General features: G+C 71.2%; 14 protein-coding genes. 1 reads left to right on the forward strand and 13 read right to left on the reverse strand.

The features are described from left to right. Positions 1–167: 167 nt before the first annotated feature. The 9 genes from ACTJK8_RS15170 to ACTJK8_RS15210 form a co-directional block, all read right to left on the reverse strand. Positions 168–2,120, reverse strand: coding sequence for a PrkA family serine protein kinase (locus ACTJK8_RS15170; RefSeq protein WP_012320894.1), 1,953 nt, complete (start codon positions 2,118–2,120; stop codon positions 168–170). A 218-nt stretch (positions 2,121–2,338) separates the two neighbouring features. Further along, the gene (locus ACTJK8_RS15175) at positions 2,339–2,782 is read right to left on the reverse strand and encodes an Ig-like domain-containing protein (RefSeq protein WP_012320895.1); all 444 of its coding nucleotides are present in this window, start codon (positions 2,780–2,782) and stop codon (positions 2,339–2,341) included. A gap of 120 nt (positions 2,783–2,902) precedes the next feature. Beyond that, entirely contained in the window at positions 2,903–3,322 is a 420-nt protein-coding gene (locus tag ACTJK8_RS15180; RefSeq protein WP_012320896.1) for a hypothetical protein, read from the reverse strand. A 79-nt stretch (positions 3,323–3,401) separates the two neighbouring features. Continuing rightward, a complete protein-coding gene (locus tag ACTJK8_RS15185; RefSeq protein WP_012320897.1) occupies positions 3,402–3,905 on the reverse strand; it encodes a MerR family transcriptional regulator in 504 nt (167 codons plus the stop codon). A gap of 113 nt (positions 3,906–4,018) precedes the next feature. Next, positions 4,019–4,339, reverse strand: coding sequence for an integration host factor subunit alpha (locus ACTJK8_RS15190; protein WP_012320898.1), 321 nt, complete (start codon positions 4,337–4,339; stop codon positions 4,019–4,021). A 167-nt stretch (positions 4,340–4,506) separates the two neighbouring features. Then, positions 4,507–5,514 carry a beta-ketoacyl-ACP synthase III gene (locus tag ACTJK8_RS15195; RefSeq protein WP_012320899.1) on the reverse strand — a complete coding sequence of 336 codons (1,008 nt, stop codon included), beginning with the start codon at positions 5,512–5,514 and terminating at the stop codon, positions 4,507–4,509. A 99-nt stretch (positions 5,515–5,613) separates the two neighbouring features. Continuing rightward, positions 5,614–6,648, reverse strand: coding sequence for a phosphate acyltransferase PlsX (plsX, locus tag ACTJK8_RS15200; protein ID WP_012320900.1), 1,035 nt, complete (start codon positions 6,646–6,648; stop codon positions 5,614–5,616). A 145-nt stretch (positions 6,649–6,793) separates the two neighbouring features. Beyond that, positions 6,794–7,324, reverse strand: a complete 531-nt coding sequence (locus ACTJK8_RS15205) for a YceD family protein (protein WP_058608235.1) — start codon at positions 7,322–7,324, stop codon at positions 6,794–6,796. Further along, positions 7,321–7,890 (reverse strand): ubiquinol-cytochrome C chaperone family protein, encoded by a 570-nt coding sequence (locus ACTJK8_RS15210; protein WP_012320902.1) that lies wholly within the window; start codon positions 7,888–7,890, stop codon positions 7,321–7,323. Before ACTJK8_RS15210 ends, ACTJK8_RS15205 begins: the two co-directional genes overlap by 4 nt. Positions 7,891–8,045: 155 nt before the next feature. On the opposite strand from ACTJK8_RS15210, the gene ACTJK8_RS15215 reads away from it, so the two are divergent. Further along, positions 8,046–8,543, forward strand: a complete 498-nt coding sequence (locus ACTJK8_RS15215) for an outer membrane protein assembly factor BamE (protein WP_012320903.1) — start codon at positions 8,046–8,048, stop codon at positions 8,541–8,543. Here the strand turns inward: ACTJK8_RS15215 and ACTJK8_RS15220 are convergent. From ACTJK8_RS15220 to ACTJK8_RS15235, 4 genes are all read right to left on the reverse strand, one after another. Beyond that, positions 8,480–9,211: an HAD hydrolase-like protein gene (locus tag ACTJK8_RS15220; RefSeq protein WP_058608234.1), complete on the reverse strand. Its 732-nt coding sequence runs from the start codon at positions 9,209–9,211 to the stop codon at positions 8,480–8,482. The two genes, ACTJK8_RS15215 and ACTJK8_RS15220, sit on opposite strands and share 64 nt — an antisense overlap. A gap of 1 nt (position 9,212) precedes the next feature. After that, positions 9,213–11,126 carry a PAS domain S-box protein gene (locus tag ACTJK8_RS15225; protein WP_058608233.1) on the reverse strand — a complete coding sequence of 638 codons (1,914 nt, stop codon included), beginning with the start codon at positions 11,124–11,126 and terminating at the stop codon, positions 9,213–9,215. A 125-nt stretch (positions 11,127–11,251) separates the two neighbouring features. After that, on the reverse strand, positions 11,252–12,343 hold the full coding sequence (locus ACTJK8_RS15230; protein WP_012320906.1) for an alkene reductase: 1,092 nt from the start codon (positions 12,341–12,343) through the stop codon (positions 11,252–11,254). Positions 12,344–12,537: 194 nt separating this feature from the next. Next, entirely contained in the window at positions 12,538–14,682 is a 2,145-nt protein-coding gene (locus ACTJK8_RS15235) for a sodium-translocating pyrophosphatase (protein ID WP_012320907.1), read from the reverse strand. Between the last annotated feature and the right edge of the window lie 413 nt (positions 14,683–15,095).

The raw sequence follows: 15,095 nt of genomic DNA on the forward strand, positions 1-15,095 counted from the left end.
CTCCGGCCGGGTCCGGACCCTTGTCGTACCATGCTGCCACCGGAGGAATGGATCCCTCTTTCGCAGCAGGGCCGAGATCTTCGCCGGCCGGTCGTCCGAAACTGTGGCGGCGGAGGGTCGGAACGGGGCCCGGCCGACCCGGCGGACCGGTCGAGCCCCGTCGCCCCTCAGCCGGCCTGCTTCACCCGCATGTACCACTCCACCAGGCGGCGGACCTGCCGCTCGGTGTAGCCGCGCGCGACCATGCGCTCGACGAACTCACCGTGCTTCTTCTCGGTCTCGCCGTCCTTCTTCGAGCCGAAGGAGATCACCGGCAGCAGCTCCTCCACCTGGGAGAACATCCGCCGCTCGATCACCTCGCGCAGCTTCTCGTAGGAGGTCCAGCTCGGGTTGCGGCCGCCGTGCTGCGCCCGGGAGCGCAGGGCGAACTTCACGACCTCGTTGCGGAAGTCCTTCGGGTTGGCGATCCCGGCGGGCTTCTCGATCTTGGTCAGCTCCTGATTCAGGAGCTCGCGGTTCATCAGCTGGCCGGTCTCGGCGTCCTTGAAGTCCTGGTCCTCGATCCAGGCATCGGCGTAGTCGATGTACCGGTCGAACAGGTTCTGCCCGTAATCGTGGTACGATTCGAGGTAGGCCTTCTGGATCTCGTGGCCGATGAACTCCGCGTAGCGCGGGGCCAGCTCGGTCTTGATGAATTCCAGGTACTTCTTCTCGGTCTCGGGCGGGAGCTGCTCGCGGCGCAGCGACTGCTCCAGCACGTACATCAGGTGCACCGGGTCGGCCGAGACCTCGGTGGTGTCGTGGTTGAAGGTCGCGGCCAGCACCTTGAAGGCGAAGCGGGTCGAGATCCCGTCCATGCCCTCGTCGACGCCGGCCGTGTCCTTGTACTCCTGCATCGAGCGGGCGCGCGGGTCGACCTCGCGGAGCGACTCGCCGTCGTAGACCCGCATCTTCGAGAAGACGTTGGAATTGGCGTGCTCGCGCAGCCGCGACAGCACCGAGAACCGCGCCAGCATCTCCAGCGTGCCGGGCGCGCAGGCCGCGTCCGACAGCTCCGAGCCGGAGATCAGCTTCTCGTAGATCCGCTGCTCCTCGGTGACGCGCAGGCAGTACGGGACCTTGATCACGTAGATCCGGTCGATGAAGGCCTCGTTGTTCTTGTTGGTCTTGAAGGTCTGCCACTCGGCCTCGTTCGAGTGCGCCAGGATCACGCCGGTGAAGGGGATCGCGCCGATATTCTCGGTGCCGACGTAGTTGCCCTCCTGCGTCGCCGTGAGCAGCGGGTGCAGCATCTTGATCGGCGCCTTGAACATCTCGACGAACTCGAGGATGCCCTGGTTCGCCCGGTTCAGGCCGCCCGAGTACGAGTAGGCGTCGGGATCGGCCTGCGACAGGGTCTCGAGCCGCCGGATGTCGACCTTGCCGACGAGCGACGAGATGTCCTGGTTGTTCTCGTCGCCCGGCTCGGTCTTGGCGATGGCGATCTGGCGCAGGCGCGAGGGCCGGACCTTGATCACCTTGAAGCGCGAGATGTCGCCGTTGAACTCGTCGAGGCGCTTCAGTGCCCAGGGACTCATCAGGCCGGTCAGCCGCCGGCGCGGGATGCCGTAGCGGCGCTGGATCTCCTCGCCCATCGTCTCGGGGTCGAACAGGCCCAGCGGGCTCTCGAAGACCGGCGAGACCTCGTCCCCGGCTTTGAGTACGTAGACGGGGTGAACCTCCATCAAGAGCTTCAGCCGCTCGGCCAGCGACGACTTACCGCCGCCCACCGGACCGAGCAGGTAGAGGATCTGCTTGCGCTCCTCCAGCCCCTGCGCGGCGTGGCGGAAGAACGAGACGATCCGCTCGATCGTCTCCTCCATGCCGTAGAATTCGCGGAAGGCCGGGTAGGTCCGGATCGTCCGGTTCATGAAGATCCGGCCGAGGCGCGAATCCTTGGCGGTGTCCACGAATTCCGGTTCGCCGATCGCCGCGAGGATGCGCTCGGCGGCCGAGGCGTACATCAGGGGCTCGTCGCGACAGGCCTCGAGATACTCGGAGAGCGTCATCTCCGTGTCGCGGCGGGCCTCGTACCCTCGGGCGAAGCTCTGGAAAAGGTCGTTCGTCGCATGCATCGGCATTCGATAACCCTCTCAGACCGTGACAGCTTCATCCTGTCTCGGCTCGGATGCAACCGACAGGCCCGCTTTTGTCGCAGTGCGGCGAGCGTGGCGCCCGGCATGTCGATTGCATGCAACACTCCGCAGCGCTGAAGGCGGCACGGACGAGACTCCGTGCCGCCCCCGGACGGCTGCCGGGGCGGCAGAACTGCTCAGAGACCGGGTCGGCCGGAGCCTGCTCACAAATCCGTGCCCTCTTTCTTGCCGTCGTCTCCCGATTTGGTACCCGCGCCCCCGACCGTGATCTTGACGGTCTGCGTCTGGACTTGCCCGTCGGAACTCTTGACCTCGAACGTCACCTCGTCGGTGCCGGTGAAGCCGTTGTTGGGCTGGTAGAACAGCGCCTGGACGGCCGCCTCCTTGTTGGGACAGCGGTAGCTCGCCGGCGTCTTCAGCTTGCCGACCTTGGTGATCACCGACCCGTTCTTGGGCGGTCCCGAGACCTTGAACTCGGGCATCGGCCCAGGAGAACAATCCTTCTTGAGGTTCGGCGCGATCTCGATGCGGACCGTCTTGCCGGGCGCCACCGTCTTGGTTCGGCTGGTCGGCGCCTGGGCCAGGGCGGGCCCGGCCAGTGCCATGCTCCCTGCGAGCAGCGCGGCGAGCGGACGTAGGGCGATCATGGCAGCGTCTCTCCAAAGCCGACCCGGGGCCTCTCCCCGGACACGTGTCCGGATGCCCCGTTCATCGGTCCAGACCATGTGGGGACGCCCCGCACGGGCGTCGAGGGCCCGGGCGGCGGCTTAATTCTGGAGGGCCGCCGCGACGATCCCGGTGATGCGGGCGATCTGCGCGGCGTCGAACTCGCCGGCCAGCGCGGCGGCGAGCCGCCCCTCGACCCGCGCCCGCTCCCCGGCATCGGCCACCGGGACGGGGGGAATCTCGTCCTCGGCCAGGCGGCAGACCCGGCGGATCGTCTCGGCCGCCGCCAGGAGTTTCTCCCGGTCGGTGGGACCCATCTCCCAGAGCGGATTGCGCAGGCGGCTGATCACCCGCTTGGCGTCGCGGTACTCCCGGTCGACGCCGGTGGCCGCCTCGATCTGGCTGACCAGGAACATCAACTCCAGGACTTCGGACGCCGCCTCCGGGCAGGTGCGGACGATCCGCATGATGCGGGCCATCAGCTCCTGGCTGGGCGTCAGCTTGGATTTGGGCGCGGCCATGCGGGCGACAACGCGAGTTGTTGCCGGAAAGTTCGCCTGCCGCGTGTGGGGCCCGGGCCCGTCGAGTCCGGCGGGGCCCTCAGGCCTCCGCGTCGGGCAGCTCGCGCAGCCCGTCGAGCAGGGCGCGGCAGGCCCGCAGCTCGTCCAGGGCCTCGGCCAGGGCCGCCCGGTCCGAAGCCTCGAGCGTCCCGGCCCGCGTTCCGGCCCGGCTCGCGGCCTCGGCCTCGACCTCCTGAAGCAGGGGCTCGGCCGCCACGGCCTCGCCGCGACCGACGGCCTGCACGAAGCGGACGCCGTTCTCCTTGAGGACCCGCTGCGCCCCCGCGATGGTGTAGCGCTGCACGTGCAGGAGGTGGCGGATGCCGGCGACGAGCTCGATGTCCTGGGGCCGGTAATAGCGCCGCCCGCCCGCCCGCTTCACGGGTCGGATCTGGCCGAAGCGGGTCTCCCAGAACCGCAGCACGTGCTGGGGCACGTCGAGTTCCTCGGCCACCTCGCTGATCGTCCGGAACGCGTGGGCGCTCTTCTCGCCGCTCCCGGTCGGCGGGTCGTCGGTGGATGCGGCGGCGAGGGCTGGCGGCATGGGCAACTTACGGAGCGGGGCGAAGCAGCGCGATCTTGCCGGCTCGCAGGGCCGCACTCAAGCCTGGAGTCCGGCCGATCCGGCCGCGCTCCCGGACGGTGACGCCCGCGCGGTCAATCGTCGTCGTGCTCACCCGCGCCGTTCAGGCCGTTGATCTTGGCCTTGAGCACGTTGGAGGGCTTGAACACCATCACCTGCCGCGGCTCGATCGCGACTTCGACCCCGGTCTTGGGATTCCGACCGACGCGCTTGCCCTTGCTGCGCACCACGAAGGAGCCGAACGAGGACAGCTTCACCGTCTCGCCGCTCGCGAGGCAGCTGCAGATCTCGGACAGCACGGTCTCGACGAGGGCGGCCGACTCGGTCCGCGACAGGCCCACCTGATGGTAGACGGCCTCGCTCAAGTCGGCGCGCGTCACCGTCTTGCCTGCCATGCCGTGCCCCCTCGCCCGCATCCCTCGCCCCATGACGCACGGCGCGGCACCCTTGGCCGCGCCGAACGCTGAAGGCGTATCCCTATGATCCGGCACGCTAATCGGCGCTCCGCCCCCGGTCAACCGCGCCGGGGCAGCGAATCGTTTCGCGCGCGCCGCCGGAGGCCTCACCAGCGGATCAGCGCCGCGCCCCAGCTGAACCCGCCGCCGATCGCCTCGATCATCACGAGGTCGCCCGCCCGGATGCGGCCGTCCCGCCGCGCCACGTCGAGGGCCAGGGGGATCGAGGCCGCCGAGGTGTTGCCGTGGCGATCCACCGTCAGGACGATCTTGTCCCGGGCGACCCCGAGCTTGTCGGCCGAGGCCTCGATGATCCGGCGATTGGCCTGATGCGGCACGAACCAGTCGAGTTCCTCCGCGGTGATGCCCGCCTGCGCGAAGGCCTCGACGATCACGTCGGTGACCTGCCCGACGGCGAAGCGGAACACGTCGCGGCCCTCCATGCGCAGGTGGCCGGTGGTGCCGGTGGAGCCCGGGCCGCCGTCGACGTAGAGCTTCTCCCGGTGGCGGCCGTCCGACCGCAGGCTCGCGCTGAGGACGCCGCGGTCCCCGGCCCCCTCCTGCGCCTCCAGCACGACGGCGCCGGCGCCGTCGCCGAACAGCACGCAGGTCGTGCGGTCCTCCCAGTCGACGATCCGCGAGAAGGTCTCGGCGCCGATCACGAGGGCCCGCCGGGCGGCCCCCGTGGTCAGGAACTTGTCGGCGGTCGAGACCGCGAAGACGAAGCCGGCGCAGACCGCCTGCAGGTCGAAGGCCGCGCCCTGATGGATGCCCAGCGCCGCCTGGATCTGGGTCGCGGTCGCCGGGAAGGTGTGATCCGGCGTCGAGGTGGCGCAGATCACGAGGTCGATGTCGTCCGCGGTCAGCCCGGCATCGTCCAGGGCGGCCCTGGCCGCGCGCGTGCCGAGGACCGAGGTGGTCTCGTCGGGACCCGCGAGGTGGCGCTGGCGGATGCCGGTGCGCTGGACGATCCACTCGTCGGAGGTGTCCACCCGCTCGGCGAGGTCGGCGTTCGTCACCACCCGCGCGGGCAGGCTCGAGCCGGTCCCGACCACCACCGAGCGCAGAGGGGGGACGCGCCGGTGCTGCCCGGGGTCAGTGCGGAGGGTTGCCATCATTGTCCTTCCCGGACGACACCAGCTTCACAATCTTCGGTTGTGAAGCTGCGGACGTCCGTTTTCCATCCCGTCCGTCGACGGAGGCCCGGGCCGGCGTCAGGCCGGCGCCAGCGCCGCCGTCTGGTCGAGCATCTCGCGGATCGTGCGGATCATGTCGTGCCGCGCCATGTCGTGCGCCAGATCGATCGCCGCGGCGAAGCCCTGCGCGTTCTCCGAGCCGTGGCTCTTGATCACGATGCCCTCGAGGCCGAGGAACACCCCGCCATTGGCCCGGCTCGGGTTCATCTTGTCCTTGAGGGCCTTGAAGGCCTGCCGGGCGAACAGCGCCCCGATCTTGGCCGACAGCGTCCGGGTCATGGCGGCGCGGAGATACGTGCCGATCTGCTTGGCGGTGCCCTCGGCGGTCTTGAGGGCGATGTTGCCGGTGAATCCCTCGGTCACCACCACGTCGACCGTGCCGCGGCCGAGGTCGGTGCCCTCGACGAAGCCGTGATAGGTGAGGCCGGGGCTCTCCATCTCGCGCAGGATCCGGGCGGCCTCCTTGACCGCCTCGTTGCCCTTCATCTCCTCGGTGCCGACGTTGAGCAGGCCGACGGTGGGGCGGTCGAGGTCGAACACGATGCGCGCCATGGCCGAGCCCATCACGGCCATCTCGACGAGGTGCTCGGCATCCGTGCCGATGGTGGCGCCCACGTCGAGCACGACGCTCTCGCCGCGCACGGTCGGCCACAGGCAGGCGATGGCGGGCCGCTCGATGCCCGACATGGTCTTCAGGCAGATCTTCGACATCGCCATCAGCGCGCCGGTGTTGCCGGCCGACACGCAGGCGTCGGCCTGCCCGTCGCGGACCGCCTGGATCGCCTGCCACATGGACGACTTGCCCCGGCCCTGGCGCACCGCCTGGCTCGGCTTGTCGTCCATGGCCACGGCCACGCTGGTGTGGCGGATCTCGACGCAGTCCTTGAGCCGGGGCTCCTTGGCGACCAGGGGCGCGATCACCGCCTCGTCGCCGAACATCAGGAAGGTGGTGCCGGGATGGCGCTCCCGGGCCAGCGCCGCGCCGGGCACGACCGTGGTGGGCCCGTGGTCGCCACCCATGGCGTCGAGCGAGATGCACACGCGTTGGGACATGTCGGTAGCGGGTCGCGGGTCTCGGCGGGAAAGGGGTTCGGACGGCGGCGGGACGGGGCCCGCCGGGCGCGGCGGACCATAGCGATACCGGCCCGGCGGGCAAATGAAATCGGCCGGCGGGCGGTTCCGGCCGGACGCGACGGCCTCAGCCGTCGCGGTCGCGGAGCTTGCGCAGGCCGTCCAGGGGCCCCGCCTCGTCGCCCGCCACGACCGGCTCGAAGGCGATGCCGGGCTTGCGCGGGTACGGGTCGAGGCCCAGCGCCAGGAACTCGGCGGTGAGCGCGCCGAAATCGATGCGGCCGCCCACCAGGGGGTCGGGGATGTCGGCGTCCTCGGCGTCGGTGCCGGCGAGCCGGTCCGTGTCGGTGAACACCACCTCGACGGGTTCCCGGACCGGCGCCTCGAAGGGCTCGAGGCTGACGGTGCAGACCTGGGTCACCAGGGCCTCCACGGTTCCGGTCACGGTGAGGCGGCTGGTCGCCCCCTCGATGGCGAAGCGCCCGACGAGGTCGCGGATCCCGGGGATCCCGAAATCGGCGGCGAGCGCCGCGCACTCGGCCGGGGTCGCCTCCACGGTGACGGCGCCGCGTCCCTGGGGCAGGCGCTCGACATTGACCCAGCGCGCGAGCGGGAAAGCGTCCTGTCTGGCATCGCGGCTGCTGGCATCGCGGCTCATGCGCGTCCTCCGTGGTCAGGGCCGGCCGGTGCCGGCGCGAAGCCCGCGGGCTCCGGGAAGGGCGGCCCGGCCCCGAGGAGGCCGTCGAGATCGGCCCCGGCCAGCGCCGCGTCGGCCGCCCGCACGTAGGCGGTGAGGCCGCGCCCGTCACCCTCGCCGCCGAGCACGTTGCGGACGAGGGCCGCCTCCAGGGCCGCGGCGTCGCCGGCCTCCAGGGCGGCGTCGTAGCCCTCGGCCCGGCCGTAGAAGGCGGCGCCGAGCTTCTTCATCCGCTTGGACACGCCCATGTCGCCGACGCCCAGCTCGCGCAGCGACGCGTCGAGCTGGGTGAAGACGGAGTTCACCAGATCCTGCGCCACCTCGGCGGCCGGGGGCGGCAGCCGGTTCAGCCGGCGCAGGACCAGGATGGCGTGCAGGCACAGGGACTCGAACCGGCCCTCCACGGTGTCGGGCACGCCGAGATCCGTGTAGAGGCCCGGCCGGCGCGCGGCCTGGCTCAGGGCGACGTGCAGCCCCTCGACGGCGCGGCGGCGCGCGCCCGCGCGGCGGAACAACCCGGCGATCATCGGTGCGGAACCCCGGCCCTCTGTGGCCAAGCTTGCCTTGTCAAAGCCATAACCCCGCGGTACGGCAACCCACGCCCAGGGCGCAAGCGCCGTCGGAGCCCCGTGCCGGCGGCGACGGTCGCGCCCCGTCCGTCAACACGCTCTCTGGGGGCCCGATGCGGCGCCGTTTCGTCCAGTCCTTCGCGCGCCTCGCCCTGCTCGGCCTCGCGGCAGGCGGCCTGTCCGGCTGCATCGGCGAGGAGCTGCGCCACGGCTACCAGGTCGATCAGGCGGCGCTCGCCACGATCAAGCCCGGCATGGGCCCGGAGCAGGTGCTGCAGATCCTCGGCACGCCCTCGACCGTGTCGACGGTCGGCAACAAGTCCTGGTACTACATCTCGCAGAACACCCGCCGGACGATCATGTTCCTGGGCGAGCAGGTCGAGGACCAGAAGGTCACGGCCGTGTACTTCACCCCCGCCTTCAAGGTCGAGCGCGTGGCGCTCTACGGCCTGCAGGACGGCCGGATCTTCGACTTCATCGAGCGCACGACGCCGACGAGCGGCGCCGACCGCGCCTTCCTCAGCCAGCTGTTCCGCGGCCTGACCCGCTACGAGCCGTTCGGCAGCGGCAGCGGCACCAGCATCGTGCCGGGCGCCAATCGCGGCATGTGACCGGCCCCGCCCGCCGCGAGGCGGGCGATCTCTCCCGGCTCCGAGAACAGGTGCTCGGGGCCGAGGGACGCGAGGGCCCGCGGGTCGGTGTAGCCCCAGGCCACGGCCCCGAACGGGCAGCCGAGGGCGCGCGCCGCCTCGAGGTCGCGGATCTCGTCGCCGATGCAGAGGGCCCGGTGCGGCGGCACGCCGGTCCGCGCGAGCAGCGCCCGCAGCCGGCGCGCCTTCCCGAAGATCGACGCCCCGCAGGCGTAGGTGCCGATGCGGGCGGCACTGTCCGGCCCGAGCACCCGCCGCACCGTGTCGGCGCGATTCGACGACAGGATCGCCAGCGGCACGCCCGCCTCCGCGACCGCGTCCAGCATCGCCGGGACGCCGGGAAACAGGGCGATCTGCGCGGCGTCGCGCGCGGCCAGCGCGTGCATGTGGCGGGCGATGAGCGGCAGCTTCCAGCGCGGGATGCCGAGATGGGCGACGATCGCCCGGGCGCCCTGGAGCCGGAGCTCCTCCACCTCGTGGGCCTCGACCCGCCGGAACCGGTAGCGGTCGGCGACGCCGTTCAGCACCGAGCAGAACCACGCGAAGCTGTCGGCCAGCGTGCCGTCGAAGTCGAGGACGACGAGACCCGGCCCGGGCGCGGCCGGCATCCGGGCCGGCATCCGGGCCATGTCAGGTCCGCAGGTTCTCGAGCGGGACGCTGAGCCGCATCAGGAGACCGCCCGGCGCCCAGTCGTGCTCCAGCACCCCGTCGAGCTGGCCGGCGACGCTGCGCTCCGCCAGCACCGTGCCGAACCCCTTCCGGGACGGCGCGCCGACGACCTGCGGGCCGCCCTCCTCGCGCCAGGTCAGCGTGTAGCGGCCCGCCTCGCGGATCCCGCTGAGCGAGACGGCGCCCTCCCGGGTCGAGAGACCGCCGTACTTGACCGCGTTGGTGGCCTGCTCGTGCATGATCAGCGCGAGGGCCGTGGCGGTGCGCTCGCCGATCTCGGCATCGTCCCCGGAGATCACCACGCGCGCCCGCCCGCTCTCCTCGTAGGCGGCCATGATCAGGCGCATCAGCCCGAGCACCGTCTGGCCGGCGACCGGCGGGGCGCTGTCGGGGGAATGCGGGCGCACGTACTCGTGGGCCCGGGCCAGGGCGCCGAGCCGCTCGCGGAACGCGGCCACGAACGGCTTGGCCGCGGGGTCGGTCCGGGCGGTCAGGGCGGCGAGGCCGCCGACCACCGCGAAGATGTTCTTGATCCGGTGCGACAGCTCGCGGATCAGCAGGTCGCGGGCCTCCTCGGCGCGCTTGGCCTCGCGCAGGTCGCGGGTGACGGTGGCGTAGCCGATCTCCGCCCCGGTCGGGTCGCGCACCGGGAAGATGTTGTAGAGCACCGCCAGCGGCTCGCCGGTGACGAAGTGCCGGAAGGCGAGCTCGCCCTCCCAGAACCCGTCCCGGCGCACCGCCGGCATGACGGTCTCGGCCAGGATCCGGCGGCTGTCGTCGGTGAAGAAGTCGGGCACCGTCTTGGCGCGGGCGGCCGCGAGGTCGGGCAGACCGACCAGGGCCAGTGCCGCCTCGTTGAGGTGGGTGATCGCGCCCTCGAGGGTGCAGAGCCCGATGAAGTCCTTGGAGGTCTCGACGATCGCCGCGAGCTTGCGGGCCTCGGCCTCGGCGCGCTTCAGGTCGTCGATGTCGGTGCAGGTCCCGAACCAGCGCTCGATCCGCCCCTCGGCGTCCCGGATCGGCATGGCGCGCCCCAGGGTCCAGCGGTAGTCGCCGCTGTTGTGGCGCAGGCGGTACTCGATCTCGTAGGGCTCGCCAGTGGCCAGCGAGTGGCGCCAGCGCGCCCAGGCCCGGTCCTGGTCCTCGGGATGGAACATCCCGTTCCAGGCCTCGCCGTCGGTGGAGCCGTGGGGGACGCCGGTGAACTCGTACCAGCGGTCGTTGTAGTAGTCGTGGAACCCGTCCGGCCGCGTGGTCCAGACCATCTGGGGCATCGCCGAGGTCATCACGCGGAAGCGGCGCTCGCTGGCGGCGATCTCCGCCTCGCGGGCGGCGACCTGCGCCAGCGTCCGGCGGTGCTCCAGCAGGCTGGAGATCTGGCGCGCCAGTGCCAGCAGGGTCGCGGTCTGCTCCGAATCGAGGCCGCCCGGCCGCGGGGCCCGGTCCAGCACGCACAGCGCGCCGAGGGGGATGCCGTGGCCGCCGCGGATCACCGCGCCCGCGTAGAAGCGGTAGGCCGGCGCCCCGGTGACGAGGGGGTTCTCGGTGGTCCGCGGGTCGGCGGTCAGGTCCGGGATGATGAGAAGGTCACCGGCCTCGATCGTGTGGGCGCAGACCGAGCAGTTGATCGGCAGCTCGCGCTTGCCGAGGCCCAACTCCGACTTGAACCATTGGCGCTCGGCGTCGACGAGGCTGACGAGCGCGACCGGGGCCCGGCAGACATAGGCGGCGACCCGCACGAGGTCGTCGTAGAGCGGCTCCGGCTCGGAATCGAGGATCGCGAGGTCGCGCAACTCCGCGATCCGGGCCGCGGCGCTCCAGCGCCCGTCGGTCGGTCCGGCTTCCGCGAGCGCGTGAGGTGCAGGCACATCCATGGTCCTGCCATCACATAGGTGCGCGACGGCCCGCTGCCAAGGAACCGCCGCGCTTTCCTGCCGCACCCCTGCCGCACCCGCGCGGATGCGGCAGGGGTCCCGAAGACGGCGCGTCAGGCGGCGCGTCAGGCGGCGCGGGACTCGGCCAGCGTCGGATAGTCGACGTAGCCCTCGGGCCCCTGGCTGTACCACGTCGCGGCGTCGTCCTTGTTGAGCGGCGCGCCCTCGGCGATGCGCTCGACGAGGTCCGGATTGGCGATGAAGGTCCGGCCGAACGCGATGGCGTCGGCCTCGCCGGCATCCAGGGCCTTCTGGCCGCTGATCCCGTCATAGTCGGCGTTCAGGATCATCGGGTTGCGGAACACGCGCCGCATCGCCGGGGCGATCGGCGGGTGGTCGGCCTTGCCGAAGGTGCCGTTCGGTCCCGGCTCGCGCATCTCCAGGAAGGCGATCCCGGCATCGGCGAGCGCCTGGGCGGCGGCGACGAACAGCGGCTCCGGGTTCGAGTCGTTGCAGCCCTGGATCGCGCCGTTCGGCGAGAGGCGCACGCCCGTGCGCTCCGGCCCGGCGACCTTCGCCACCGCCTCGGTGACCTCGCGCAGGAGCCGCACGCGGTTCTCGATGGAACCGCCGTACTGGTCGGTGCGGTGGTTGGTGCCGTCGCGGAGGAACTCGTCGATCAGGTAGCCGTTCGCGGCGTGGATCTGCACCCCATCGAACCCGGCCGCCAGGGCGTTGGCGGTGGCCCGCTCGTAATCGGCGAGCAGGCGCGGGATCTCGGACACCTCCAAGGCGCGGGCCTCGCTGTAGGGCTTCTTGCCGGAATAGGTGTGGGCCTGGTCGGGGGCCGTCGTGGGCGAGGACGAGACCGGCTTGGCGCCGCCGAGGAAGTCCGAATGGACCATCCGCCCCATGTGCCAGATCTGGCAGACGATCTTGCCGCCCCGGTCGTGAACGGCCTTCACGATCGGCCGCCACGCGTCGACCTGGGCGTCGGACCAGATGCCCGGCGCGTAGGGCCAGCCGAGGCCCTCCTGGCTGATGCCGGTGGCCTCGGTGAGGATCAGGCCGGCACCGGCGCGCTGCGCGTAGTACTCGGCCATGATCGGGGTCGGAACGTGCTCGCGGGTGCCGCGGCCGCGGGTCAGCGGAGCCATGAAGATCCGGTTCTTCGCCTCGATGGCGCCGATGCGGATCGGGTCGAGCAGGGACGGCATGGGTTACCTCGTGCTGGCGCGGCGGGGGCCGCGTCCGGGTTTAATCCGGCGCCGAGGTGGCGCTGCGGCGCCGCGATGCCAAGGTGTTGCGCCGCAGGACTGACCGTCGCGTGCGGGTACGCACACGGCGAGACGGGAAGGGCCGGGCTCTGCGAAGAGCCCGGCCCCGTCGACGCGCCCCAGCCCCGCGGAACTCAGCTATGCGCCAGCACGGCGAGCAGCAGGAGGGCGATGATGTTGGTGATCTTGATCGCCGGGTTCACCGCCGGACCGGCGGTGTCCTTGTAGGGGTCGCCGACCGTGTCGCCGGTCACCGCCGCCTTGTGGGCCTCGGACCCCTTGCCGCCGTGGTGGCCGTCCTCGATGTACTTCTTGGCGTTGTCCCAGGCGCCGCCGCCCGAGGTCATCGAGATCGCCACGTAGAGCCCGGTGAGGATCACGCCGAGCAGGCTCGCGCCCACGGTGGCGAAGGCCTGGCTCTTCCCGGCGATGAACTGGATCACGAAGAACAGCACCACCGGCGACAGGACCGGCAGCAGCGAGGGGACGATCATCTCCTTGATCGCCGCGCGGGTCAGCATGTCCACCGCCCGCCCGTAATCCGGCCGGTCGGTCCCCTGCATGATCCCGGGCTTGGCCCGGAACTGGCGCCGGACCTCCTCGACCACCGCGCCCGCCGCGCGCCCGACCGCCGTCATGGCGATGCCGGCGAACAGGAACGGGATCAGGCCGCCGAGCAGCAGCCCGACCACCACGTACGGGTTGGAGAGCGAGAAATCGACGCTGACCCCCTGGAAGAAGCGGTACTGCGTCGGGCTCGCATGGGCGATGAAGTAGTTCAGGTCCGACGTGTAGGCGGCGAACAGCACCAGCGCGCCGAGGCCCGCCGAGCCGATCGCGTAGCCCTTGGTCACCGCCTTGGTGGTGTTGCCGACCGCGTCGAGGGCGTCGGTCGACTTGCGCACCTCGGCGGGCAGGCCCGCCATCTCGGCGATGCCGCCGGCATTGTCGGTGACGGGTCCGAACGCGTCGAGGGCGACGATGAAGCCGGCCAGCGCCAGCATGGCGGTGACCGCGATGGCGATGCCGAACAGGCCGGCGAGCGCGTAGGTGCTGATGATGCCCGCCACGATCACGATGGCCGGCAGCGCGGTCGATTCGAGCGAGATCGCCAGCCCCTGGATCACGTTGGTGCCGTGCCCGGTCACCGACGCGTCGGCGATCGACTTCACCGGGCGGAAGTTGGTGCCCGTGTAGTACTCGGTGATCACCACGATCAGCGCCGTGATGGCGAGCCCGATCACCGCGCAGCCGAACAGGGCGCCCGACGTGAAGGTCAGGCCGGTGGAGGTGGTGAAGCTCGTCGAGAAGCCGCCGAACAGGGTCATGTTGACCGCCGCGATCGCCGCGATGGAGAGCACGCCGGCGGCGATCAGCCCCTTGTAGAGGGCGCCCATGATCGACTGGTTGGCGCCGAGTCGCACCGCGTAGGTGCCGGCGATGGAGGTGAGGATGCAGGCCGAGCCGATGGCGAGCGGGTACAGCATCATCGGCTCGAGGACGTTTCGGTCACTGCCGCCCGCGCCCGAGAAGAAGATCGCGGCCAGCACCATCGTGGCGACGACCGTCACCGCGTAGGTCTCGAACAGGTCGGCCGCCATGCCGGCGCAGTCGCCGACATTGTCACCGACGTTGTCGGCGATGGTGGCGGGGTTGCGCGGATCGTCCTCCGGGATGCCGGCCTCGACCTTGCCGACGAGGTCGCCGCCGACATCGGCCCCCTTGGTGAAGATGCCGCCGCCGAGGCGGGCGAAGATCGAGATCAGCGAGGCGCCGAAGCCCAGCGCCACGAGGGCGTCGATCACCTCGCGGCTCGACGGCTCGAGATGGGCCGCGCGGGTGAGGAACAGGTAGTAGAGGGCGACGCCGAGGAGCGCGAGGCCCGCGACCAGCATGCCGGTCACCGCCCCCGACTTGAAGGCGACGTCGAGGCCGCCGCCCAGCGAGGTCGAGGCGGCCTGGGCGGTGCGGACATTGGCCCGCACCGAGACGTTCATGCCGATGAAGCCGGCCGCGCCCGACAGCACGGCGCCGATCAGGAAGCCGACCGCGACCTTGATCCCGAGGAAGACGGCGAGGAGGACGAACAGGACGACGCCGACGAGGCCGATCGTCGTGTACTGCCGGCGGAGATAGGCCTGCGCGCCCTCGGCGATGGCGGCGGCGATCTCCTGCATGCGCTGCGTGCCGGCGTCGCGCCGCATCACGTCGAGGATCGTGACGATGCCGTAGGCGACGGCGCAGAGCCCGCCCGCGATGATCAGGACCAAGGGAATCATTCGACCGTCCTTGTTATTATCGTGCCTGGCGTGGGCTTGTGATTGTCGAGCTTGGCCGCCGGGCGACGGCCATGGGACGCGGTGCTCGGATCCGGGGCTTTCCTTCCCAGAACAATGCCTTGATTGCCAAACTTCGCCGGTGAGCGCAAACGCCGCGTGGGCGGACGGCGCCGGGATCGAGTCCCGTGGCGCGGCGCGCCGACGCGTCCCGGACTCGAAAAACTGCATTATGATGCAAATGCCGTTCCCGGCCGGCCGCCGCCGGCCCGCTCTCGCGGGCACCGCGCGACCGGTCAGAGCCGTTCCCGATCGATCCGGGACGGCGGCGATGCCCGGACCCGTGCCGAACGAGGCGCGGGTGCCGGGACCGGGTTCGCTGTCCTTTCCGGCCGTTGCAGCAGGATCGGGAACGG

The organism is Methylobacterium sp. 22177 (assembly GCF_052045615.1).
In the GTDB taxonomy this organism is placed as follows: domain Bacteria; phylum Pseudomonadota; class Alphaproteobacteria; order Rhizobiales; family Beijerinckiaceae; genus Methylobacterium; species Methylobacterium radiotolerans.

What these genes read in the sequence shown, in the direction of transcription:
- ACTJK8_RS15170 (WP_012320894.1), bottom strand. Translation starts at nt 2,120, where the DNA reads ATGCCGATGCATGCGACGAACGACCTTTTCCAGAGCTTCGCCCGAGGG.
- ACTJK8_RS15175 (WP_012320895.1), bottom strand. Translation starts at nt 2,782, where the DNA reads ATGATCGCCCTACGTCCGCTCGCCGCGCTGCTCGCAGGGAGCATGGCA.
- ACTJK8_RS15180 (WP_012320896.1), bottom strand. Translation starts at nt 3,322, where the DNA reads ATGGCCGCGCCCAAATCCAAGCTGACGCCCAGCCAGGAGCTGATGGCC.
- ACTJK8_RS15185 (WP_012320897.1), bottom strand. Translation starts at nt 3,905, where the DNA reads ATGCCGCCAGCCCTCGCCGCCGCATCCACCGACGACCCGCCGACCGGG.
- ACTJK8_RS15190 (WP_012320898.1), bottom strand. Translation starts at nt 4,339, where the DNA reads ATGGCAGGCAAGACGGTGACGCGCGCCGACTTGAGCGAGGCCGTCTAC.
- ACTJK8_RS15195 (WP_012320899.1), bottom strand. Translation starts at nt 5,514, where the DNA reads ATGGCAACCCTCCGCACTGACCCCGGGCAGCACCGGCGCGTCCCCCCT.
- plsX (WP_012320900.1), bottom strand. Translation starts at nt 6,648, where the DNA reads ATGTCCCAACGCGTGTGCATCTCGCTCGACGCCATGGGTGGCGACCAC.
- ACTJK8_RS15205 (WP_058608235.1), bottom strand. Translation starts at nt 7,324, where the DNA reads ATGAGCCGCGATGCCAGCAGCCGCGATGCCAGACAGGACGCTTTCCCG.
- ACTJK8_RS15210 (WP_012320902.1), bottom strand. Translation starts at nt 7,890, where the DNA reads ATGATCGCCGGGTTGTTCCGCCGCGCGGGCGCGCGCCGCCGCGCCGTC.
- ACTJK8_RS15215 (WP_012320903.1), top strand. Translation starts at nt 8,046, where the DNA reads ATGCGGCGCCGTTTCGTCCAGTCCTTCGCGCGCCTCGCCCTGCTCGGC.
- ACTJK8_RS15220 (WP_058608234.1), bottom strand. Translation starts at nt 9,211, where the DNA reads ATGGCCCGGATGCCGGCCCGGATGCCGGCCGCGCCCGGGCCGGGTCTC.
- ACTJK8_RS15225 (WP_058608233.1), bottom strand. Translation starts at nt 11,126, where the DNA reads ATGGATGTGCCTGCACCTCACGCGCTCGCGGAAGCCGGACCGACCGAC.
- ACTJK8_RS15230 (WP_012320906.1), bottom strand. Translation starts at nt 12,343, where the DNA reads ATGCCGTCCCTGCTCGACCCGATCCGCATCGGCGCCATCGAGGCGAAG.
- ACTJK8_RS15235 (WP_012320907.1), bottom strand. Translation starts at nt 14,682, where the DNA reads ATGATTCCCTTGGTCCTGATCATCGCGGGCGGGCTCTGCGCCGTCGCC.